The organism is Micromonospora sp. NPDC005257, assembly GCF_042872445.1.
GTDB lineage: Bacteria > Actinomycetota > Actinomycetes > Mycobacteriales > Micromonosporaceae > Micromonospora.
The window spans coordinates 105908-126706 of record NZ_JBIAKL010000010.1 but is presented as its reverse complement, the minus strand read 5'-3'; the positions used below and the strand labels follow the sequence as shown (position 1 = coordinate 126706).

Here is a 20799-nt window from a genome sequence, read left to right as displayed (position 1 = left end):
TGTCACGACACCTCCCGGCGTAGCGTGCGGGCCAGGCCGACGGCCAGCGGCAGGAGCACCCAGACGGCGAGCGAGACGCCGAGCCGGCCCCACTGCCCGCCGGTCATCTCGGCGCCGAGCAGCGGCTCCATCGTGCGCGAGGTGTCCAGCCAGCGGGCCGGCTCACGCAGCCTGGAGATCATCGCGGACAGCAGGCTCCACACGGTGGGCAGCAGCAGGTAGGTGACGATCGCCAGCGGCGTGTTCAGCAGCAGCAGGCCGAAACCGGCGCCCATCAGCACGTTCACCACCTGGAACACGGCCGCGTGGGGCAGCAGCTGCCAGTCGAACGTCCAGGCCCCCGCTCCGCCGGTGGCGCGGGCGGCGAGCGTGCCGACGGCGGCGACGGCCAGGCTGACGAGAACCGAGGCGAGTGCGGCGAGCACCACCGCGGCGAGTTTGGCGACGATCACCCGCTCCCGGCGTGGCACCAGCGCGAACGTGGTGAGCGCGGTGCGCTGCGACCACTCGCCGGTGATGGAGAGGATGCCGAGCACCGGCAGCAGCAGGCCGGCCGGCAGCAGCGACGGGGTGAAGAAGGCGGTGAACGTCTGTTCCGGCGCGTCGAGGACGAACAGTTGCACCACCACGATCACCGCGGCGACCAGCCCGATCGTGATCAGCAGCCAGCGTCCGGCCCGGGTGTCGGCCAGCTTGCGCAGCTCCACGCCGGTCAGCCGGGCCGGCGAGGGCCCCGCGACGGCCGGGTCGTGCCGCGGCGGGGCGGTCGGAACGGCTGTGGTGGTCATCGGACGGCCTCCTTGGTCGACGCGCCGGCGGTGAGGGTGAGGAAGAGTTGTTCCAGGCCGCCGCTGCCGGCCGGGCGCAGCTCGGTGAGGACCAGTCCGGCGTCCGCCGCGGCCTGACCGACCTCGCCCGGCTCGGCCCGGACGACGAGGCCGCCGTCGGTGCCGGGGGACGCGGGCAGCGCGGCCCGGTCCAGCGTGAGGCGCAGCGCCTGCGGGTCTCGGGCGCGCACCAGCGTGCCGGCGCCGGCGAGCAGCTCGTCCTTGCCGCCCTGGGCGACCACCCGGCCGCCGCCGATCACCACCAGCCGGTCGGCCACCGCCTCCACCTCCCGCAGCAGGTGCGAGGAGAGCAGCACAGTGCCGCCCCGGTCGGCGAAGTCGCGCAGCAGGCCGCGCATCCAGAAGATCCCCTCCGGGTCGAGGCCGTTGGCCGGCTCGTCCAGGATCAGGACCCGGGGGTCGCCCAGCAGCGCCAGCGCCAGGCCGAGCCGCTGCCGCATCCCCAGGGAGTACGCGCCGACGCGGCGCCGGGCCGCGGTGTCGTTCAGCCCGACCCGGTCGAGTGCCGCCGCCACCCGCTCCCGGTCCACGCCCATGGTGCGGGCGGCGAGCGTGAGCGTCTCCCGCCCGGAGCGTCCGGCGTGCTGGGCCGACGCGTCGAGCAGCACGCCGATCTCCCGCCCCGGATTGGGCAGGTCGCGGTACGGGCGGCCGGCGACAGTCGCGTCACCCGAGGTGGGCGGCGTCATCCCGCAGATCATCCGCATCGTGGTGGACTTCCCGGCGCCGTTCGGACCCAGGAAACCGGTCACCGAGCCAGGTTCACACCGAAACGTGACATCCGCGACGGCGGTGTGCGGGCCGTACCGCTTGGTGAGTTGGTCGACTTCGATCATGCCGTCGAGCCTGCCGGGGCCACCCGGTCACGCGCTGCGGCCGGCGGTCGCCGTCACCGTCGACCTCGGTTCACCGCAGACGTCGACTTTGGTAGCTGGTAGCCGGTCCGGACGGCTTCCTAGCATGGACGGGTGACCAGCGCCGCCGTACCCGATCATCCCTGGCTCCTGCCGGGCTCCCTGGTGCCCGCCCGGGCCGCCCGGCGAACCCCGCGGGACTGGCTCGTCGACGGCCTGCTCTTCGTGGCGGCGCTGCTCTGGGTGCTCCTCGCGCACGGCGACGTCACCAGCGCCACCCCGGAGTTCGGACTCAACACCGGCCCGGCCTGGCTGGTGGAGTTCGACCTGCGGATCGGCTTCCTCATCAGCGGTGCGCTGTGGCTGCGCCGGCGCTGGCCGGTCGGGCTCGCGGTGGCGACCGCGCCGCTGGCACTCTTCTCGGTCACCGCCGGCCTGGCGCTGCTGGTCATCACGTTCACGGTGCTGGTGCACCGGCCGCTGCCGGTGGGTCTGGCCGTGGTGGGCTGGAACCTGCTGGTCCTGCCGGTCTACCTCGCCGTCCGGCCCGACCCGACCATGCCGTTCTGGGCCTCCGTGGTCTGGACCGCGCTGTGCATCGGCGTGGTGGTGGCGTGGGCGCTGTTCGTCCGGGCCCGACGCCAACTGGTGCTGTCCCTGCGGGACCGCGCCGAACGGGCCGAGGCCGAGCAGCAACTCCGGCTCGACCAGGCCCGGCAACTCGAACGCGGCCGGATCGCCCGGGAGATGCACGACGTGCTCGCCCACCGGATCTCCCTGCTCAGCCTGCACGCGGGCGCGCTGGAGTTCCGGCCGGACGCGCCGCCGGACGAGGTCGCCCGGGCGGCCGGCGTGATCCGGGCCAGCGCGCACGCCGCGCTCCAGGACCTGCGCGAGGTGATCGGCGTGCTGCGGGCCGATGTCGGCTCCGAGGCCACGCCGGAACGGCCGCAGCCCACGCTTGCCGACGTGCCGGCGCTCGTCGCGGAGAGCCGCGACGCCGGGGTACGGGTCACCGTGGTCGACGAGGTGATCGAGCAGGAGGCGGTGCCCGCGGCGATCGGGCGCAGCGCCTACCGGATCGTGCAGGAGGGGCTGACGAACGCCCGCAAGCACGCGCCCGGGGCGGTGGTGACGGTCCGGCTGGCCGGCGGCCCGGGGGAGGGGCTGGCGGTGGAGATCGTCAACCCGTGGCCCGTCGGTGCGCCCGCGACCGCCATCCCGGGCACCGGCACCGGGCTGGTCGGGATCGCCGAACGGGTCACGCTCGCCGGTGGCCGCCTGGAGCACGGGCGGGACGCCGACAGCACGTTCCGGCTGACCGCGTGGCTGCCCTGGGCGGCGGCTCAGTGAGCGCCCCGGTACGGGTGCTGATCGTCGACGACGACCCACTGGTCCGCGGCGCGCTGTCGATGATCCTCGGCGGGGTGCCCGACCTGACTGTGGTCGGCGAGGCCACCGACGGCGCCGAGGTGCCCGACGCCGTCGCCGCGTACGCCCCGGACGTGGTGCTGATGGACATCCGCATGCCCCGGGTCGACGGGCTGGCCGCCACCGAGGCGCTGCGCGCCACCGCCGAGCCGCCCGAGGTGCTGGTGCTCACCACCTTCGACGCCGACGAGCAGGTGCTGCGTGCGCTGCGCGCCGGGGCGAGCGGTTTCCTGCTCAAGGACACCCCGCCGGCCGACATCGTGGCGGCGGTACGCCGGGTCGCGGCGGGGGAGGCGACGCTGTCCCCGGCGGTGACCCGCAAACTCATCGCGCACGTCACCGGCACCGCGCCGGCGCGCGGTCCGGATCCGAAACGGGAGCGGGCGGTACGGCTGCTCGACGGGCTCTCCGAGCGGGAGCGGGAGGTCGCGGTGCTGCTCGGCCGGGGCCGGACCAACGCGGAGATCTCCGCCGAGCTGTTCATGAGCGTGGCGACGGTGAAGGCGTACGTGTCGCGTCTGCTGACGAAGCTCGACCTGAACAACCGCGTGCAGGTGGCCCTGCTGGTCCAGGACGCCGGCCTGGTCTGACTCGCCGCGTGGCGGGATTGAACTGCTGCCGTTTCCCGGCCGTACCAGTGGTCGAGGATGTGGTGCGGCCGTTCCGCCGCACCGCTGCCGAACTGCGGGAGGCCTGCCGTGCGAGTTGGTGAGCAGTCGACGGATCCCATCGACCAGATCCTGGGCGAGGTGCCGGTCCCGGCGCCCTTGACCCCCGAGGACGTCCGCCTCGCGGTCCGGGCGGTGGTGGTGCACGCCGCCGAGGAGTGGCCCGCGGGGCCGAAGTGCCGCAACGACGGGTCGTCTTTTCCCTGCCGGTTGCATCGCTGGGGCCGGCGTGTGCTGGAGACACACGGTCTCAACGACCGGCAGATCGACGCGCTGATCCGGCACGGCAACCCGTTCGTGCACGTGCCCTTCCCGTTCGTGCTGACCGGTCGGTCCGGCGCGCGTCCGGCCCCGGGGCAGGTCGCCCGCCCGGCCGCCGCGGCCCAGGCGGCCCGCGGTCCGGTCCCTCGGGTCGCCGCGCCGCCGGTGCGGCCCGGGATGCGGCCCGTCGCCGGGCGGCCCGCACCCGCCGCCCGCCCCCGCTGGCCCAGGGCGAGCTGACCCCCGAGCCCTCGCCCGGTCCCGGGCGAGCTGACCCTCAAGCCCTCGCCTGGTCCCGGGCGAGCTGACGCCGAGCCCTCGCCCGGCCCCGGGCGGGCCCACCCAGGCCCGCCGGTCCGGGTGAGGTGACGCCCGGCGTCCCGTTCCGGTCGCGTCCACGCCCCGTCGCGGAGTGGCGTCGATCGCGCCGGAGCATGCCGACGGCGGCCCGGCCGGGGAGCCCCCACCCCCGTGCCGGGCCGCCGTCACCGCGTCACTCGACGCCGCAGTCCGGGGCGGACCAGTCCCTGGTGTTCGCCACCTTGTCCCGGTTGTTCTCCCGCCGCGAGTCCACGTGCGTGTGGTCGTCGTGGTCCGGGTAGCCGGGCCCGTAGATGCCGCTGAAGCCCTGGTCGCGGGCCGATCGGGCGATCTCGCAGAGGTTGCGGTGCTTGGCGATCAGGTCGGCCGCGTTGCCGTAGAGGTGCTGGCTCTCCGCGGCGCCACCGACCTGCCGGTTGCAGGCGATGCTGCGGAACCCGCTGGTCACGTAGAGCGGCTTGTCGCCGAGGCTGCGCCGCAGCGCCTCCAGCTTCCACATGGTGCGCAGCGCGTTCTCCTTGGTGGCCGCCGACGAGAGCGGGCCGCCGGCCCATCCGCCCTTGCCGCAGCCGTTGTCCAGTTCGGCGTAGCTGAAGTGCTGCGGCGTGCAGTCGCTGTCCTTCTGCAGGCCGTAGATCTTGGCGAACGTCTGCGGCCCGGCCACACCGTCGGCGCGCAGCCCGTACGCGGCCTGGAAGCGCTTGACCGCGGCGGCCGTCTCCGGGCCGTAGATGCCGTCGACCCGGACGATGCCGGCGTACCCGGCCCAGCCGGCCACCCGGATCTGGAGCTGCCGCACATCGGAGCCGGAGCGCCCCTGTGACAGGGTCCGGTTCCAGGTGTAGCAGCCGTCGGCGTGGGCCGGTGGCGCGGCCACGACGGTCGACACGGCGGCCCCGGGCAGGGCCAGCGCGAACGCGACCGCCGCCCGCTTCAGGGTGTTGACGCGCACAGAGTCCTCCCGATGTCAGAGCGGAACTGGGGTTCGACGGGCACATCGACCGGTACGTCCCGTCTCTCTCACCGTGACAGGTGCGAGGAATCTTCGTGGTGATTAGCCGAAATTGTTCTCACATCAGGCGGTTGCTGAGTATCAGCTGTGAATAGTGCCCGTTTGCGAACCCGCCGCCAGGTGTCGCCTGCCGGAGGAGAGCGGTAACGTCTGCTCCCGGACCCGGGCGGCGACCTCGACGGGCGGGGAGGTGGGCGTGGCGCGAGGCGGCGTGTTCTGCGTCGAGGGGCAGTGGCACCGCGACCTCAACGAACGAGGATCCGTCCTGCCCACGCTCGACCTGCTCGAACGGCTCGGCCGGATCCGCTACATCCACAAGGACGCGGCCACCCGCGACGAGTTGTTCTACTTCCTCGACCGCTGGCTGCTCAAGCAGTACGCGGACCACCGGGTGGGCTTCTTCGCCATGCACGGCGAGCCGAGCCGGCTCTGCCTCACCGACTGGGACTCGGTCGAGCTGTCGGACGTGGCCGAGCGGATGGCCGGCCGCTGCGAGGGCCGGCGCCTCTACTTCGGCAGCTGCTCGGTGCTGCGCGCCTCCGACGCCACGCTGCGCGAGTTCCTCGACGTCACCGGCGCGGCCCTGATCTGCGGCTTCACCCGCGAGGTGGACTGGGTCGAGTCGGCCGCCTTCGAGACAGTGCTGCTCGACGTGCTCGCGAACGGGCAGCGGCACAACGCCGCGGAGATGCGGATGCGTTCGGCGCACTGGGCGCCGCTCGCCGCGTACCTCGGTTTCCGGGTCATCTACGCCAACGGCCGCGCGTGGCGGCCGGCGGCCCGCCCACGCGTGCCGGAACAGGTCACCGCACAGCGAGCCGCCGGCCGTCCGCGCTGAGAACCGTCGACCCGGCTGGTAGAACCGAGGCATGGCACGTAGCATCGCGAAGAACACCCGGGTCGACCGGGACGCCCTGATCGAGTTCCTCCGCCCCCGGCACCACGTCGTGCTGATGACCACGCGCTCCGACGGCCGCCCGCAGTCCTCCCCGGTGGCCTGCGGGGTGGACGCCGAGGGCCGGCTGGTGATCTCCACCTATCCGGAGCGGGCCAAGGTGACGAACATCCGCCGCGACCCGCGCGTGTCCGCGTGCGTGCTCTCCGACGACTGGAACGGCCCGTGGGTGCAGGTCGACGGCGTGGCCGAGGTGCTCGACCTGCCCGAGGCGCTGGAGCCGCTCGTCGAGTACTTCCGCAGCATCTCCGGCGAGCACCCGGACTGGGACGAGTACCGGTCGGCGATGGTCGCGCAGGGCAAGTCGCTGATCCGGGTCACGATCGAGTCCTGGGGTCCGATCGCCACCGGCGGCTTCCCGGCCCGGCTGGCCGACTGAGCCGGTACGCGCCGGATCAGTACGCGACGGTGAACCGGGCGTTGCCGAACCGGGGACTCTCGATCTCGTCGACGATCGCCACCGCCAGGTCCTCGTAGGTGAGCACCGACCGGCCCTGCGCGTCGGTCACCGGCTGGTCGGTGCCGGTGCGGTAGTGCCCGGTCCGCTCGCCCGGGTGGAACTCCAGCGGCGGCGGGGAGACGTACGTCCAGGTCACCCCGTCCGCGCTGGACCGGTAGAACTCCAGCGCGTCGGCCTGGCCGTGCGCCGAGTCCCGGTACTCCTCCGGGAAGTCCGGCTCGTCCAGGTAGCGGGTGCCCTTGGGCGTGAGCAGCGTCGAGCCGCCGCCGACGTGGATCACCCGGGGCGGATCGGGCAGCTCACGCAGCGTGCCGACCAGCGTCCGCGCGGCGTCGCGCCACAGCTCCCGCTCGCCACCGCCGATGGCCACGACCAGCACGTCCGCATCCTCGGCCAGTTCGCGTACGCTCCGCGCCGAGGTGGCGTCGCCGGTCACCGTGCGTACGCCGGGTGGTAGATAGCCGACCGCCTCCGGACGCCGCACCGCCGCTGTCACCCGGTGCCCCCGCTCGACCGCCTCGGCCGCGATCCGCGAGCCCGCCGTCCCGCCGGCGCCGAACACGACGATGTCGCTCATGCCTCACAGGCTAGGCAGCCCACCGGCGGGCGGCGGGAGTTCCGCCGAACCGGCTCAGTCGACGATCGCCGAGTAGACGAGCTGGCGCAACTGGCTGCGCAGCGGGTAGGTGCTCGACGGCATCAACTGGGTGAACAGCAGCGCGGTGATCTGCTCCACCGGGTCCACCCAGAAGGCGGTGCTGGCCAGACCGCCCCAGTAGAACTCGCCGACGCTGCTGGGCACCCGCGCCGGCACCGGGTCCAGCACGACCGCGAAGCCCAGCCCGAAGCCGATCCCGTCGAGGACCGTCTCGGCGAAGCCCTCCGGCGAGAACGAGGCCAGGTCCCGGTCGCCCGGCAGGTGGTTGCGGGTCATGAAGCGCACCGTGCGGGGCCCGAGCAGGCGCACCCCGTCCAGCTCACCGCCGCGCAGCAGGAACTGGGTGAAGCGGTGGTAGTCGGCCGCCGTGGAGACCAGCCCGCCCCCACCGGAGTGCCAGGCCGGCTCCGCCAGCGCGGCCCGGCCTATCCCGTCGGCGCGTACCGCCTGACCGGTGGCCGGGTGCGGGCTGTAGAGGGCGGCGAGGCGCTTCGTGTCCGCCGCGTCCACCCACCAGCGGGTGTCGGTCATGCCCAGCGGGCCCAGGATCCGGTCGGCGAAGAACGCGTCCAGCGACTGCCCGGACACCATCTCGACCAGGCGGCCCAGCACATCGGTGGAGACGCCGTAGTTCCAGCTCGTGCCGGGCTCGAACAGCAGCGGCAGCCGGGCCAGCCCGGCCGCGGCCGCGGCCAGGTCCGCACCCGGCGGCACGCCCAGGTCGAAGCCGGCCGCCCGGTACAGGCCGTCGACCACCGAGACCCGGGCGAAACCGTACGTCAGGCCGGCGGTGTGGGTGAGCAGGTGCCAGATCCGGATCGGCTCGGTCGCCGGCACCGTGTACGGCTTGAGCACCGAACCACGGTCGTAGACGCGCGCGTCGGCGAACTCCGGCAGCCAGCGGCTGACCGGGTCGTTCAGCTCGAACCGGCCCTCCTCCCAGAGCATCATCGCGGCGACCGAGGTGATCGGCTTGGTCATCGAGTAGATGCGCCACAGCGTGTCCGGCTCGACCGGCGTACCGGCCTCCCGGTCCCGCAGCCCGTACGTCGAGGAGTGGGCGACCTCGCCCCGGCGGGTGACCACGATCTGCCAGCCGGCGAGCCGGCCGTCGTCGACGTACCCGGCGAAGTGCTCGTCGATCCGCGTCAGCCGGGCGGGATCGAAACCGACGCGGCCGGGGTCGGTGCTCACGGTGACGCTCACGACGCGAACCTACCCGCAGGCTCCCCGGCCGGGAAGTGTCACTAGGGTCGGGGGCATGCCGGAGCAGGTCGAGGACGTCACCTACCGCCAGGAGGACTGGTACGCCGAGGAGCTGGCCGACCGGCACTTCGTGCGGTGCGAGTTCTTCCACGTCGACCTGACCGAGGCGGTCAGCCGGGGCGCGGTCTTCACCGACTGCGTGTTCGGCAACGTGGCGTTCAACTCCTCCCGGCACACCGACTCGGCGTTCACCAGGTGCTCGTTCACCAAGTGCAACCTCTTCGAGGCCGAGTTCACCGGCTGCAAGCTGGTCGGCAGCACGTTCGACCGCTGCGACCTGCGTCCGCTGCGGGTCGACCGGGGTGACTGGTCCTTCGTCACGCTCGCCGGCGCCGACCTGCGCGGGGCGCGGATCACCGACGTGCGGATGCGGGAGGTCGACCTGACCGGCGCCGACCTCACCGGCGCGACTCTGACCGGCGTGGACCTCTCCGGCGCCCAGTTGCACGCCGCCAAGCTGATCCGCGCCGACCTGCGCGGCAGCGACCTGTCCGCGCTCGACCCGACGGCGGTGCAGCGTTCCGGCGCGCGGATCGACGCCGAGCAGGCGGTGCTGCTGGCCCAGGCGCTCGGTTTCCAGGTGGGCTGAGCCGTCGGAAGACGCCGCGGGTTGTCAGGTTTCCGGACAGACTCGGGCGCATGACATGGTGGTCCGATCTGGTGGCGGCCGAACCCGAGTTCGCGGCGCGGGTGCGCGCCCGCTTCGCGGTTCGCAAGCACGGCACGATGGCGACAGTGCGGCGGGACGGCTCGCCGCGGATCAGCGGTACCGAGTTCGAGTTCGGTGACGACGGGCAGCTGCGACTGGGCAGCATGGCCGGTGCGGTCAAGGCGCTCGACCTGCGCCGCGACCCCCGGGTGGCGCTGCACAGCCCGACCGAGGACGCCCCGCCGGACGACCCGTCCACGTGGACGGGGACGCGAAGATCGCCGGCCGGGCGCACGAGGAGCCGCCCGCCGAGGACGGCTCGCACAGCTTCCGGATCGAGCTGACCGAGGTGGTGCTCACCCGAGTAGGCGACCCACCCGACCACCTCCTGATAGAGAGCTGACCCCCCCGCCCTCGCCGCCCCACCGCCCCGCCCGTCGCGCCCGGCCCACTTGCGTCGGGCCAGCTCGCCCCGGGCCAGCTCGCCCGAGGTCCGCTCCTTGGCGGGGCCTCGCCGCCCGTCGGTCCCGAGCCGCGACCGAGCCCGCCCGCCGGCCGGGTTCCGCTGGTCGGGCCGGCCCCGATCGGCCTGCACCTGTCCGCTCCGTCGCCGGTCCGGGCGGGCACCGCCCACGCCGGCCGAGCCGGCCGACCTCGGAGCGCTGCAGGAGGCGGACGCGGAGGCGAGATCGGGCCGGCACTCCGCCCGGGAGAGCGTCCCGGCGCGCCTGGCAGACCTGACGGGCGGGATCGATGTCCGGCTGCGCGCCGCGGTGCGGGCGGCGAAGACCCGGCTGAGCCGGTCGCTCGCCCCGATCGCCGACCCGCTGCGGCACTCGCCCGAGGCCCCGGCCACGCGGGTCGCCACCGCCCGGGCCCGCCGCCGGCGCCGACGGTCCGTGCTGGCGGCGGTGGCCGTGACCGGGCTGGTGGCGGCGCTCACGTACGCGGTCCGGTCACCCGCGCCACCCCCGCTGACCGGAGCGACCGCGCCCGCGGCCGCGCCGAGCGGGCAGGCGCCGGGCGTGCCGGTCACCGGCGATCCGGGGTCGCCCGGCAGGGCGCTGCTCGACGTGGACCTGGCGCCGCTGCCGTCGACGGTGTCGCTCACCGCTCTCGGTACGCGGGACTGGCGGCACTGGGGCGGCGACGGCGCGGACAGCTTCCATCGCAAGGTGAGCGGCACCGGTGAGATTCAGGATCCGGGCGGCGAGCGGCTGGAGCACAACGCGGGCGCCAGCGATCTCCAGTGGACCGACGGCACACCGACGGCCGCCCAGGCGGGCACCCGGGCCGGGGTCTTCCAGCGCGGCGCGGGCAGGAGCTTCACGCTCGGCGTGGCCGGGAGCGGGGATCTGCGTACGGTCCGGTTGTTCGTCGGCACGTTCTCGGCCGGCGCGCGGCTCGACCTGTCGCTGTCCGGCGGCGGCGATCCCGTGGTCCGCGAGGTCGCCCTCGCCGCGGGCGACCGCTTCTACCAGTACGTCGTCCGATTCCGGGCGCCCCAGGGGGAGCGGCTGCTGATCAGGTGGCGGGCGCTGACCGTGACCGGTGGGCAGAACGACGGGGTGGCGTTGCAAGCGATCACGGTAAGCTGACCGGCCCGGTGGCAGATCATCATGTAACAAACTGGAAAAGCCCGTCGCTCGACATATGGCGCAAACTCTCATCCGATGACACCGTGAAGCCCGTCACGCTCCGGTCGTACCCGGCGGTGCGGTGACCGAAGTGGAGGGTGTGGTGGGCCAGGAGGACCGTCCGCGTACCGGCCCCGGATCGCATCGACACGGCCTTCCGCGTACCCGGTCCGCGCTGCGCCGGCTGCGCCGTCGGCGGCGGCTGATGCTGGAAGGGCTGGCCGCGGTCCTCTGCCTGGCGGCGCTGGCGTTCTATCTCGGCGTGGAACGGCACGACGCGCCGCGCGAGGAGCACGCCGGGTTGCCCGTCGCTCCGCCGGGCCCGGTCGGGTTGCCGAACGAGGCCGGCGAAACGGTGGTCAACCCGGGGCTGCGGCCCCGGCAGCGGCCGCCGTCGCCGAGCCCGTCGCCGTCCACACCGTCGCCGTCGCCGTCGAGCGCGCCGCCGCCGACAGTCACAGTGACCCGCGCCGAGGTGCCCGCCACCGTCGACCTCACCGCCGCCGGCCCCGCCGACTGGGTCCACTGGGGGCTCAACGGCGCCGACCGCACGGTCCGCAAGCGGGGCGGCTCCGGCGAGATCCGCGACGAGGGCGGCCGGGGGCGGCGGGAGAGCTTCAGCAACAACCCGGAGGCGTACGCCTGGCGCGACGGCGTCCCGGTCGCGTCGGCGAGCGGCACCATGTCCGGCGTCTACACCTGCCACCGGGGCAACGGGTTCACCCTGGCGGTGGCCGCCGACGGGAGCCTTCGCACGGTGCGTCTGTACGCCGGGCTCTGGATGGCCCGTGGCCGCCTCGACGTGCGCGTCTCCACCGGCGGCCCGGTGACCACGCTGCGGATGGAGGATCCGCACACCGCGCTCACCACCGAGTTCACCGTGAAGTACCGCGCCCCGCGCGGCGCGAAGCTGCTGCTGAACTGGACGGTGGAGGAGTCACTGGGCGACTGCGGCAACGTCAGCCTCCAGGCGGTGGCGCTGCGCTGAGCGGGGACAGTTTGTCCGTCGCGTACCCGGCCGGGCGTCGTACGTTTCCGTTGCCACGTCCGACCATCCTCTGTGGAGGCCCGACCGATGACCGGCTCTGCCCCCGTCGCCCCCGCCCGCCCGCGTGCCGACGCCGACGTGCTGCGCGAGATCCCGATGCCGCCGTACGTGACGGTCGAGGACGTCCAGTTCGCGGTGCGGGCGGTGGTGGTGCACGCGCCCCGGACCTGGTCGGGTGGGACCGTCTGCCGCAACGACGCCAGCCCGCACCCGTGCCGGCTGCACCGGTGGGGCCGGCGGGTGCTCACCCTGCGAGGGCTGCCGCCGGCCGAGATCGACGCGCTCGTCGAGCGGGGTGACCCCGGGGCGGGCCCGCGCCCGTACCGCCCCGGCGCCTGAGCGCCGGGGCGGCACGGCCGGTCAGCAGAGCGCGGGCTTCACCCAGGAGCACTCCCGCCCCTCGGGCACGCGCGGCGAGTCCGGCGCGGTGGGCACGGTCCGCCGGGCGGTTCCCGTCTCCTTCTCGGTGTACGCGGCGAGCGCGATCGCGATCTGGTCCTCCAGCCCTTTCACCGACGAGGTGAGGTAGTTGTTCAGCACGATCGAGAAGGCGAGCAGCCGCCCGTCGGCGTCGGTGACGTAACCGGAGAGCGCCGACGCCCCGGTCAGGCTGCCCGTCTTGGCGTGCACGTTGTTCGCGGCGGGGGTGCCGCCCATCCGGCTGCGCAGCGTCCCGCCCACGAACCGGTCCGGGTTGCCGGCCACCGGCAGCGCGGCGTACCAGGTGCCGAACCAGGGCTCGGCGCGGACCGCCGAGAGCAGCGTGACGAACTGTGCCGGCGGGACGAAGTTGCGCCGGGACAGGCCGGACCCGTCGCGCTGGCGCAGCGTGCCGGTGTCCACTCCGGCGTCGCCCACGTACCCGCTGATCGCGGACAGGCCGGCGGCCCAGGTCCCGGACCCGGACAGCTGCCGGCCCAGTTCCTTCGTCAGCACCTCGGCGTGCCCGTTGTTGGAGAGCTTGAGGAACGGCACCATCAGGTCGGCCAGCGGCATCGAGTCGTGCCGGGCGAGCGGCTTGGCGGTGTCCGGGGTGGCGCTGCCCAGCACGGTCCGGCCGAGCACCCGTACGCCGTGCCGGCGCAGCGCGGAGCGGAACACGTCGGCGGCGTACCCGGTCGGCTCCCAGACGGTCACCCAGTCGCTCTCGGCGGCCTGGCCGACCGCTATCTGGCCGGTCACCACCACCGTGTTGCCGCCGTGCTCGCGTTCGAAGGAGATGGTGGTCTCGCCCTCGGTCACCGTCTCGGCCCGGTTGTCGATACGCAGCCAGCCGTTGTCCGGCGTCATGGTGATCTTCGGCCGGGCGCCCGCCCGGGTGCCCGGGGCGGCGTGCACGATCACGGTGCCGGCGTCGTAGTCCGTGTCCGGGGCCACGGTCAGCGCGGACACCTGAGCGGCGTAGTAGTAGGGCTCGTCGTCCCAGGTCCAGTCCGGGCCGAGCCGGTCGCGGTCGTACCGGGTGTCGTCGGCGACCAGATTTCCCGCGACCACGCGTACGCCGGCCGCGGCGACCTGCTGGGCGAGCCGGTCGTAGTCGGCGGCGAGGATGGTCGGGTCACCCCCGCCGCGCAGGTAGAGATCGCCGGAGAGCATCCCGGCGTGGCGCTGCCCGTCGGTGCTGACCTCGGTGGCGAAGCGGTGGCCCGGGCCGAGCAGCTCCATCGCCGCGGCGGAGGTGAGCAGCTTGGTGTTGGAGGCGGGGACGAGCCGTCGGGTGCCGTTGCGATCGTAGAGCGTGCGGCCGGTGGTGGTGTCGACGACGACCACACCCGCCTGGGCCCCGGCGAGCCGGCTGTCGGCGAGGACCGCGTCGATGGTGGCGTGCAGCCGGGTCTGCGCGGGGGTGGGCGCTTCGGCCGTGGCGGTGGTGGTGCCGGCGGTGGCCGCGGTGGCGACCAGCACCAGCACCGCCAGCGCCCGGGGGAATAGGCGACGATGCATGTCCAGATGCTGCCACGGAGATTTCCTGCAGAGAAGACTCCGGCGTGAAAGGTTATTTGCGAGATCGGCGGGACCGTCGGCGAACCTCGGGGAGTTCCCCGACCGGGCCGGGGAAAACCCCTGTTCACCGGGGAGCGGCCGATCATCGGGTTCCGTTTGACGGATGGCCGGTCAGCGGGCACGGTGGGGTGAGGGCGGTGGAACGCCCTGCCTCCAGCGCGGCGAGAACCTGTTCCGCCCGCTTCCGGGTCGCGAGCCGACCGCGTGGGCCGTGTCGCCCGCGAAACCCGACACCCAGCCATGAGGAGTTCAGCCATGCTGACCATGACCGACAACGCCGTCCTGGTGATCCGTGACCTCGCCGCCCAGCAGGACGTCGCCGACGCCGGTGGGCTGCGCATCGCCGCCGACACCGACGCCGGCTCGCTCTCGATCGAGCTGGTGCCGCAGCCGGTGCAGGGCGACCAGGTGGTGGACACCGAGGGGGCGCGCATCTTCCTCGACTCCGACGCGGCCGAGCTGCTGAATGACACGTCTGTGGACGCGGTCGTCGACGACGAGGGCGTGGTCCAGTTCGGGTTCGCCGAGAAGGAGTGAGCCCAGCCGACGCGCTGGGTCCGGTTCCGGCCGGACCGGCGCGGCCGGCACGTGCGCCCACGGGCCGGGTGCGGACGCGTCCACACCCGGCCCCGGCCGGCGCTCAGTCGTCGCCGCCCCGGTCGTCCGCGCCGCCCCGGTCGTCCGCGCCGCCCCGGTCGTCCGCGCCGGCCCGCTGCCGTTCGACCTCCAGCACCGTGCCGTCGCCCCGGTCGACCTTGACCTCGTGCCGCCACCCGTCCCGGGTGATCTTCACGCTCCAGGCCGGACGGCCGTGCTCGGTCTCCGCCTCGACCTCGACCACCCGGCCGCCCCCGATCCGGGCGAGCGCCACCTCGGCGGCCCGCTGCCGGTCCACCGCCGCACCGCTCGTCGGCGCGGGCGCCGGCGCCGTGGTCGTACCCCCGTCGTCGGCCGGGGTCGCACCGCCGTCGTCGTCAACGCCCTGCCGGGCCGGGTTGTCCTCGCCGGCCGGGCCCGTGCCGTCCGCGGTCACGGCCGCCGGGGCGGTGGGCCCGCCCGACCGGTCGGCCGCGGCCACCCCGAGCGCCGCACCGGCCACCGCCAGCACCGCCACGCCACCGGCCGCCGCCAGCATCAGGGACATCCGTCGCATGGTCTCCACCTCTCCTCGTTCCTGCCGACGAGAGTGCGCGCCGGCTGGTGAGGGCCGCGCTAGCCGAGGGACAACGGCGGGTTAAGAACCCGGGCGGAGAGCGTGAGGACCACCTCGGCGCCGCCGCCGGGCGCACCGGTCAACTCCAGCCGGCCGCCGCCGGCCCGCGCCGCCCGCTCGGCGATGTCCAGGCCGAGCCCGGTCGAGCCGGCCCGGCTGGCGCCCCGGCGCACCGGTCCGGGTGGCAGTCCCGGTCCGGCGTCGGCCACGGTCAGCGTCACCCGGTCCGACTCCGCCACCAGCCGCACCGTGAACGGCGTGCCGTCCGGAGTGTGGGCGAACACGTTGCCCAGCAGCGCGTCGACGGCGGCGGCCAGCTCGTCGCCGCCGAGCCGTACCGGCAGCGGCCCGGAAGCCAGGTCGACGGTCACGGTCCGGCCGGTGTCCTCCGCCAGCACCGACCAGAACGTCACCCGCTCGGCCACCACCGCCGCCGCGTCGCAACTGCCGCCGGCCGCCGCCGTGCTGCGCCACCGGGCCCGGCGGATCACCCCGGTCACCGCCCGCTCCAGCCCGTCCACGGCGGCGGTCAGCCGGGCGGCGTCGTCCGGGTCGCGCAGCGACTCCGCCTCCAGCCGCAGCGCGGTCAACGGCGTACGCAACCGGTGCGACAGATCGGCGACCTGCTCGCGTTCCTCCCGCAGCAGGACCTGGATCCGCTCCGCGAGGTGGTTCAGCGCGCCCGCCACCTCGCGCAACTCGGGCGGGCCCGCCGGTTCGACACGCGCGTCGAGTTCGGCGTTCGCGAGCCGGTGGGAGACGGCGGACAGCGCGGACACGGGACGTACCAGGGTGGCGGCCAGCCGGTCGGCGACGATGAGCCCGATCAGCACGAGCAGCGCGCCGAGCAGCGACAGCACCAGCCACGCGTGGGTGACCCCGGCGCCCAGCTCGGCGCGGGTCACCACGGTGCGGATCACAGCGGTCCCCTCCGGGCGGCCCTGCACCGCGACCACCACCTCACGCCCGGTGGCCGACTCGACGGTCAGGCTCTGCCCACGGGCGGCCAGCGCGACGGCCGGGGTACGCGGCGCACGCGCGCCGAGCGCCGCGCCGTCGGCCAGGAACACGGTCACCTCGCGGCCGGTGTCGGCGGCGAACTGGTCCACAGTCGACCCGATGGTCTGCGGGTCGGCCGTACCGGTCACCGTGACCAGGCGCTGCGCGTCGGCGGTGGCCTGCGCCGTGGCCCGGTCGGCCGCCACGGTACGCACCAGCACGGCCAGCGGCACCAGGAACGCGACCATGACGAGGACGCCGACCGCCGCGACCAGGAGGGTCAGCCGACGCCTCACCGGTCGCCTCCCGGCGCATCGAGTCGCACCCCGACGCCCCGCACGGTGTGCAGGTAGCGCGGTTTCTGGGCGCTCTCGCCGAGCTTGCGGCGCAACCACGACAGGTGGACGTCCACTGTCTTGTCCGCCCCGCCATAGGGGATGCGCCAGACCTCGGTCAGGAGTTCCCGCTTGGTGACGACCTGCCCGGGGCGGCCGGCGAGATGATGCAACAGGTCGAACTCGCGCGGGGTCAGCTCGACCGGCACGCCGTCGAGGGTGACCTGGCGGGCCCGTGGATCGATCCGCAACCCGCCGACCACGAGAGCCGTACCCGTCGTGCCGCCGGTGGCCGCGCGGCGCAGCACCGCCCGGATCCGCGCCTCCAGTTGGGCCGCGGTGAACGGCTTCACCAGATAGTCGTCGGCGCCCGCGTCGAGCAGGCGGACGATCTCGACCTCGTCGTCCCGGGCGGTCGCGACGACGACCGGCACCACGCTGACCGCGCGCAGCATCCGCAACATCTCGCCGCCGTCCAGATCGGGCAGCCCGAGGTCGAGCACGATCAGGTCGGGCCTGTCGCCGAGGGCGTCGCGCAGCCCGTCCATCGCGGTCGACGCCGCCGCGACCGCGTGCCCGTACTCGCGCAGGGCGCGCAGCAGCGGGGTGCGGATGGTCAGGTCGTCCTCGACGAGCAGCAGGCGTGCCACGCCTGGCAGGTTAGTCCTGACCGGGGCCGGGCCCGGTCGTCCTTAAACCGGACCTTAGCGTTGCCGAGCGGTCCGCCCTACCTGACGGCGGGCACACTCGGTGCATGGATCGTCGTCCGCTCATCGTCGTCACCGGGTGGCTGGCCACGACCGCCGCCGCCACGATCGTCGGGCTGGTCGCCGTCGACATGGTGGGCGCCGGCATCACCGGCACGGCGGGCGGGGTGCGTACCGAGCAGGAGGTCGCGCGTGCTCTGGCCGTACCGGAGGCCACGAGCGCGCCCGCCGCGACGCCGCCCGGCCCGGTCCCGGCCACGACGGGCGCCGGCGCGGGCCGGCGCGGCTTCACCACCGGCGGTGGCAGCGTGGTCGCCGAGTGCGTCCCGGCGGGCGTACGCGTCCTGAGCTGGTCGCCGGCTCCGGGCTACCGGACGAAGGAGGCCGACCGGGGCCCCGACGAGCACGTCGAGGTGCGTTTCACCGGCGACGGCGAGGAGCACGAGATCCGGCTGCGCTGTCGTGACTCCGTACCGGTGAGCGACCCGGACGACTGACGTCTGCGGGCGCGCAGACGAGCGCGCGGCGCCGCACGACCCGTGGTCGTAACGTCGCCGCGCTCTGGCCGTCTCCCACCGTCGCAGCCGTGCTGGCGGTACGTCAGCGGGGACCTGGCTCGACCGGCCCAGCCCGCACCGGTCTTATCGGCAACACATGCCCTTCCCGGCGGGGTCCAAACCCGGCCGGCGTGGGGAATTCCACCATCTGCGGCTCCCGGCGTGGCGGGCGCGGGATCGGGGTATGAGCGGGCCATGGAGCATTTCACGATCGCGACAGTGGCTGAGAAGAGTCCCGACTTCCGCCGTGTGCTCTGGACCGGGGAGCACACGCAGCTGGTCATCATGACCATCCCGCCGGGCGGTGAGATCGGCGAGGAGGTCCACGAGGGCACCGACCAGATCCTCACCTTCGTCAGCGGCACCGGCGAGGCGCGGGTGGCCGGGAAGAAGAAGGAGGTCGTCTCCGGCGACCTGGTGGTCGTGCCGGCCGGCACGAAGCACAACTTCGTCAACACCGGCCCGAACCCGCTGGTGCTCTACACCGTCTACGGCCCGCCGGAGCACGCCGACGGCGCGGTGCACAAGACGAAGGAGGAGGCGGACGCCGCCGAGGAGGCGGGCGAGGACGAGCCGCCCACCTCCTGAAGCGTTGCCGGGCGGGGCCCCGCGGTCGTCACACGGGTGCCCCGCTGTGCACCAGGCCCGGATACTTGATGCCGGCGCCGGTGTTGAGCACGACCACGCGCTCCCCGGGCCGGATCCAGCCGCCCGCGCGCAGGTGCCGCGCGGCGGTCAGGCAGGCCGCGCCCTCCGGGCAGAGCAGCAGCCCCTCCCGGGCGGCGAAGTCGCGTAGGTCGGTGAGGATCTCCGCGTCGTCCACGGCGATCGCGGTGCCGGCGCTGTCCCGCAGCGCGGACAGGATCAGCTCGTCACCGAGCGGGGCGGGCACCGTGATGCCGAACGCGACGGTGTGCGCGTCCGCCCACGGGGTGGCCCGGTCCTCGCCGGCCGCGAACGCCCGTACGATCGGCGCGCACCCGGTGGACTGCACCGCCACCAGCCGGGGCAGCCGGTCCTCCACCCAGCCCAGCTCGCGCAGCTCGTGCAGCGCCTTGTGGATGCCGATCAGCCCGACACCCCCGCCGGTGGGATAGACGATCACGTCGGGCACCTGCCAGCCGAGCTGCTCGACGATCTCGTACCCCATGGTCTTCTTGCCCTCCAGGCGGTACGGCTCGCGCAGCGTGCCGGCGTCGAAGATCCCGCCGTCCGACCCGGCGATCAGTTCGGCGATCTCCCGGCCGGCGTCGTTGATCAGGCCGTCGACGAGCCGCAGGTCGGCGCCGGCGGCGAGGCACTCCTCGCGGCAGATCGTCGGCGCGGCCAGCGGCATGGCGATGGTCGCGCCCATCCCGGCCCGCGCCGCGTACGTGGCCCACGCCGCACCGGCGTTGCCGTTCGTGGGCATGGCGATCCGCCGCACGCCCAGCTCCCGGGCCCGGCTCACGCCCACCGACGCGCCGCGCGCCTTGAACGACCCGGTCGGGGTCAGCCCTTCGTCCTTGACGATCAGGTCCGCCACACCGATCTCGTGTCCGTACGCGGGCGCGCGCCACATCGGCGTCCAGCCCTCGCCCAGCGTGGTGACGCACCGGGGATCGGCCACCGGCAGCAGCTCCCGGTAGCGCCACAGGTCGGCCGGGCGCAGCCCGAACTGCTCCGGGGCGACTGTGGCGGCCACCGCGGCGAGGTCGTAGCGGGCCAGCAGCGGCGAGCCGCAGCCGCACAGGTTCTGCAACACGTCGGCCGGATGTTCACGGCCGCAGCGCGGGCACTCCAGGTGCGTCAGATGCACTGTGGTCCTCAGCTCGCGTCGATGCTGCGCCAGTGCCGGCTGCGCCGACCCGGCTCGTACGGGGAGTCGAGGCGTTTCGCCACCACTCCCGGGAGCCCTTGCTCACGGGCGGCCCGTAGGGCGTCCGCGCCGACTCCCGGGAACCACGGCGGAGTCTGCCAGTGCGAACCGGCGAGCGCCAGACCGTCGAGCAGGTCACGGCGTTGCGCGTACGGCACGTCGAGGCTGGACACGCCCTCCAGCCAGAGCAGGTCGACGGCGAGGAACTGCCCGTCGCGCCGGGTCGGCGCCCGGACCCGCCCGGCCGGGTCGATCCGTACCAGCACGCCGTCGAGCACCGCCTCGGCCGGCGCCAGCGCCTCGGCCATCGCCCGCGCCCAGGGGTACGACGCGGTGATCTCCGTGTCGTCGCCGTCGAGCAGCCGCAGCCGGCCGCCCGAGACGTACGCCATCGCGCGCACGCCCGCCCAGCGCAGCTCGTACCCCCAGGCGGCGGCGTCGCGCGGCAGCCGCCCGCCCTCCGCGGGGAGCATCGGGCGGACCAGTTCGGGCATCGGCGTCCAGCCCTCGGGCGCCGGGTCGGTGCGCCTGATCATCCAGTCCGGGTCCCGGCCCCCGGTGGCGAACAGGACGTACCGCCCCTTCGTGCGTTCGCCGTCCAGCACCACGATCACCTCGTCGTCGCGCCACTTCTCCGCGCGGTAGGTGCCGGTGTCGTGCACGATCATCCGCCCGCCGCCGTACTCCCCGACGGGGATCTCCCCGTGGAACGTCAGGTATTCCATCGGGTGGTCCTCGGTGTGCACGGCCAGGTGGTTGCGGCCCGGGTCGCGGGGCAGGCCGCGCGGGACCGCCCAGGAGGCCAGCACCCCGTCGTGCTCCAGCCGCAGGTCCCAGTGCAGGCTCCGGGCGTGGTGCTGCTGGATGACGAAGCGTGGTGCGCGCCGCGCGGACCGCTTCCGTCCGGGCGCCCGCTCGGGCACCGGTTCCGGGGTACGCGCGGCGTCCCGTTTCCGCCGGTACTCCTCCAGCCGGTCCGCCATTCCCGCATCCTCCCCCAGACCCGCCGTGCGTGCCGGGATGCCGGTGTGTGTGCGGTGAACCGGGGTAGAACGGGG

General features: G+C 74.2%; 24 protein-coding genes. 13 read left to right on the top strand and 11 right to left on the bottom strand.

Features of this window, described 5'->3' with window-relative positions; translation table 11 throughout:
* Positions 1–2 precede the first annotated feature (2 nt).
* Both ACFYO8_RS21735 and ACFYO8_RS21730 read right to left on the bottom strand, forming a co-directional pair.
* Positions 3–788, bottom strand: a complete 786-nt coding sequence (locus tag ACFYO8_RS21735; protein WP_355014921.1) for an ABC transporter permease — start codon at positions 786–788, stop codon at positions 3–5.
* Entirely contained in the window at positions 785–1684 is a 900-nt protein-coding gene (locus tag ACFYO8_RS21730) for an ATP-binding cassette domain-containing protein (RefSeq protein ID WP_354873385.1), read from the bottom strand. Before ACFYO8_RS21730 ends, ACFYO8_RS21735 begins: the two co-directional genes overlap by 4 nt.
* Positions 1685–1816: 132 nt before the next feature.
* Here ACFYO8_RS21730 and ACFYO8_RS21725 point away from each other — a divergent pair, with 132 nt between their 5' ends.
* The 3 genes from ACFYO8_RS21725 to ACFYO8_RS21715 all read left to right on the top strand — a co-directional run bounded on the left by ACFYO8_RS21725 (position 1817) and on the right by ACFYO8_RS21715 (position 4302).
* Positions 1817–3055 carry a histidine kinase gene (locus ACFYO8_RS21725; protein WP_355014922.1) on the top strand — a complete coding sequence of 413 codons (1239 nt, stop codon included), beginning with the start codon at positions 1817–1819 and terminating at the stop codon, positions 3053–3055.
* The gene (locus tag ACFYO8_RS21720) at positions 3052–3723 is read left to right on the top strand and encodes a response regulator (RefSeq protein ID WP_387187329.1); all 672 of its coding nucleotides are present in this window, start codon (positions 3052–3054) and stop codon (positions 3721–3723) included. The genes ACFYO8_RS21725 and ACFYO8_RS21720 overlap by 4 nt, the downstream gene beginning before the upstream one ends.
* Before the next feature lie 108 nt (positions 3724–3831).
* On the top strand, positions 3832–4302 hold the full coding sequence (locus tag ACFYO8_RS21715; protein WP_354873391.1) for a hypothetical protein: 471 nt from the start codon (positions 3832–3834) through the stop codon (positions 4300–4302).
* A 253-nt stretch (positions 4303–4555) separates the two neighbouring features.
* Here the strand turns inward: ACFYO8_RS21715 and ACFYO8_RS21710 are convergent, their stop codons facing one another.
* Positions 4556–5335, bottom strand: coding sequence for a D-Ala-D-Ala carboxypeptidase family metallohydrolase (locus tag ACFYO8_RS21710; RefSeq protein ID WP_355014924.1), 780 nt, complete (start codon positions 5333–5335; stop codon positions 4556–4558).
* 256 nt (positions 5336–5591) lie between these two features.
* Between ACFYO8_RS21710 and ACFYO8_RS21705 the strand changes: the two genes are divergently transcribed.
* Positions 5592–6233 carry a DUF6642 family protein gene (locus ACFYO8_RS21705; RefSeq protein ID WP_354873395.1) on the top strand — a complete coding sequence of 214 codons (642 nt, stop codon included), beginning with the start codon at positions 5592–5594 and terminating at the stop codon, positions 6231–6233.
* Between the two features lie 31 nt (positions 6234–6264).
* Positions 6265–6729 (top strand): PPOX class F420-dependent oxidoreductase, encoded by a 465-nt coding sequence (locus ACFYO8_RS21700; RefSeq protein ID WP_104114630.1) that lies wholly within the window; start codon positions 6265–6267, stop codon positions 6727–6729.
* Positions 6730–6745: 16 nt separating this feature from the next.
* On the opposite strand, the gene ACFYO8_RS21695 is transcribed toward ACFYO8_RS21700, so the two are convergent.
* Both ACFYO8_RS21695 and ACFYO8_RS21690 read right to left on the bottom strand, forming a co-directional pair.
* Positions 6746–7387, bottom strand: coding sequence for an NAD(P)H-binding protein (locus ACFYO8_RS21695; RefSeq protein ID WP_354873397.1), 642 nt, complete (start codon positions 7385–7387; stop codon positions 6746–6748).
* A 54-nt stretch (positions 7388–7441) separates the two neighbouring features.
* A complete protein-coding gene (locus ACFYO8_RS21690; protein WP_354873399.1) occupies positions 7442–8674 on the bottom strand; it encodes a serine hydrolase domain-containing protein in 1233 nt (410 codons plus the stop codon).
* Positions 8675–8729: 55 nt separating this feature from the next.
* Here ACFYO8_RS21690 and ACFYO8_RS21685 point away from each other — a divergent pair, with 55 nt between their 5' ends.
* The 5 genes from ACFYO8_RS21685 to ACFYO8_RS21665 all read left to right on the top strand — a co-directional run bounded on the left by ACFYO8_RS21685 (position 8730) and on the right by ACFYO8_RS21665 (position 12407).
* Positions 8730–9323, top strand: coding sequence for a pentapeptide repeat-containing protein (locus ACFYO8_RS21685; RefSeq protein WP_354873401.1), 594 nt, complete (start codon positions 8730–8732; stop codon positions 9321–9323).
* Between the two features lie 50 nt (positions 9324–9373).
* Complete coding sequence (locus ACFYO8_RS21680; protein WP_354873403.1) at positions 9374–9727, top strand: pyridoxamine 5'-phosphate oxidase family protein; 354 nt, start codon at positions 9374–9376, stop codon at positions 9725–9727.
* 429 nt (positions 9728–10156) lie between these two features.
* Positions 10157–10981: a hypothetical protein gene (locus ACFYO8_RS21675; RefSeq protein ID WP_387257454.1), complete on the top strand. Its 825-nt coding sequence runs from the start codon at positions 10157–10159 to the stop codon at positions 10979–10981.
* A gap of 121 nt (positions 10982–11102) precedes the next feature.
* Complete coding sequence (locus ACFYO8_RS21670) at positions 11103–12008, top strand: hypothetical protein (protein ID WP_355014925.1); 906 nt, start codon at positions 11103–11105, stop codon at positions 12006–12008.
* 87 nt (positions 12009–12095) lie between these two features.
* A complete protein-coding gene (locus ACFYO8_RS21665; protein ID WP_354873409.1) occupies positions 12096–12407 on the top strand; it encodes a hypothetical protein in 312 nt (103 codons plus the stop codon).
* A gap of 21 nt (positions 12408–12428) precedes the next feature.
* Here the strand turns inward: ACFYO8_RS21665 and dacB are convergent, their stop codons facing one another.
* Positions 12429–14012 carry a D-alanyl-D-alanine carboxypeptidase/D-alanyl-D-alanine-endopeptidase gene (gene dacB, locus ACFYO8_RS21660; protein ID WP_354873411.1) on the bottom strand — a complete coding sequence of 528 codons (1584 nt, stop codon included), beginning with the start codon at positions 14010–14012 and terminating at the stop codon, positions 12429–12431.
* 315 nt (positions 14013–14327) lie between these two features.
* Here dacB and ACFYO8_RS21655 point away from each other — a divergent pair, with 315 nt between their 5' ends.
* Positions 14328–14609 carry an iron-sulfur cluster biosynthesis family protein gene (locus ACFYO8_RS21655; RefSeq protein ID WP_354873413.1) on the top strand — a complete coding sequence of 94 codons (282 nt, stop codon included), beginning with the start codon at positions 14328–14330 and terminating at the stop codon, positions 14607–14609.
* Positions 14610–14712: 103 nt separating this feature from the next.
* Here the strand turns inward: ACFYO8_RS21655 and ACFYO8_RS21650 are convergent, their stop codons facing one another.
* Genes ACFYO8_RS21650 through ACFYO8_RS21640 form a run of 3 tightly spaced genes read right to left on the bottom strand, consistent with a single transcriptional unit; the run spans position 14713 to position 17269 of the window.
* Entirely contained in the window at positions 14713–15225 is a 513-nt protein-coding gene (locus ACFYO8_RS21650; protein ID WP_355014926.1) for a PepSY domain-containing protein, read from the bottom strand.
* A 59-nt stretch (positions 15226–15284) separates the two neighbouring features.
* Positions 15285–16580, bottom strand: a complete 1296-nt coding sequence (locus ACFYO8_RS21645; RefSeq protein WP_354873417.1) for a HAMP domain-containing sensor histidine kinase — start codon at positions 16578–16580, stop codon at positions 15285–15287.
* The gene (locus tag ACFYO8_RS21640) at positions 16577–17269 is read right to left on the bottom strand and encodes a response regulator transcription factor (RefSeq protein WP_354873419.1); all 693 of its coding nucleotides are present in this window, start codon (positions 17267–17269) and stop codon (positions 16577–16579) included. Before ACFYO8_RS21640 ends, ACFYO8_RS21645 begins: the two co-directional genes overlap by 4 nt.
* 104 nt (positions 17270–17373) lie before the next feature.
* Between ACFYO8_RS21640 and ACFYO8_RS21635 the strand changes: the two genes are divergently transcribed.
* Positions 17374–17823: a septum formation initiator gene (locus ACFYO8_RS21635; protein ID WP_354873421.1), complete on the top strand. Its 450-nt coding sequence runs from the start codon at positions 17374–17376 to the stop codon at positions 17821–17823.
* A gap of 255 nt (positions 17824–18078) precedes the next feature.
* Entirely contained in the window at positions 18079–18471 is a 393-nt protein-coding gene (locus ACFYO8_RS21630; protein ID WP_354873423.1) for a cupin domain-containing protein, read from the top strand.
* Positions 18472–18499: 28 nt separating this feature from the next.
* Here ACFYO8_RS21630 and ACFYO8_RS21625 read toward each other — a convergent pair whose 3' ends face one another.
* Entirely contained in the window at positions 18500–19681 is a 1182-nt protein-coding gene (locus ACFYO8_RS21625; protein ID WP_354873425.1) for a threonine synthase, read from the bottom strand.
* Positions 19682–19689: 8 nt separating this feature from the next.
* Positions 19690–20724 carry a DNA polymerase ligase N-terminal domain-containing protein gene (locus ACFYO8_RS21620; protein ID WP_354873427.1) on the bottom strand — a complete coding sequence of 345 codons (1035 nt, stop codon included), beginning with the start codon at positions 20722–20724 and terminating at the stop codon, positions 19690–19692.
* Positions 20725–20799 lie beyond the last annotated feature (75 nt).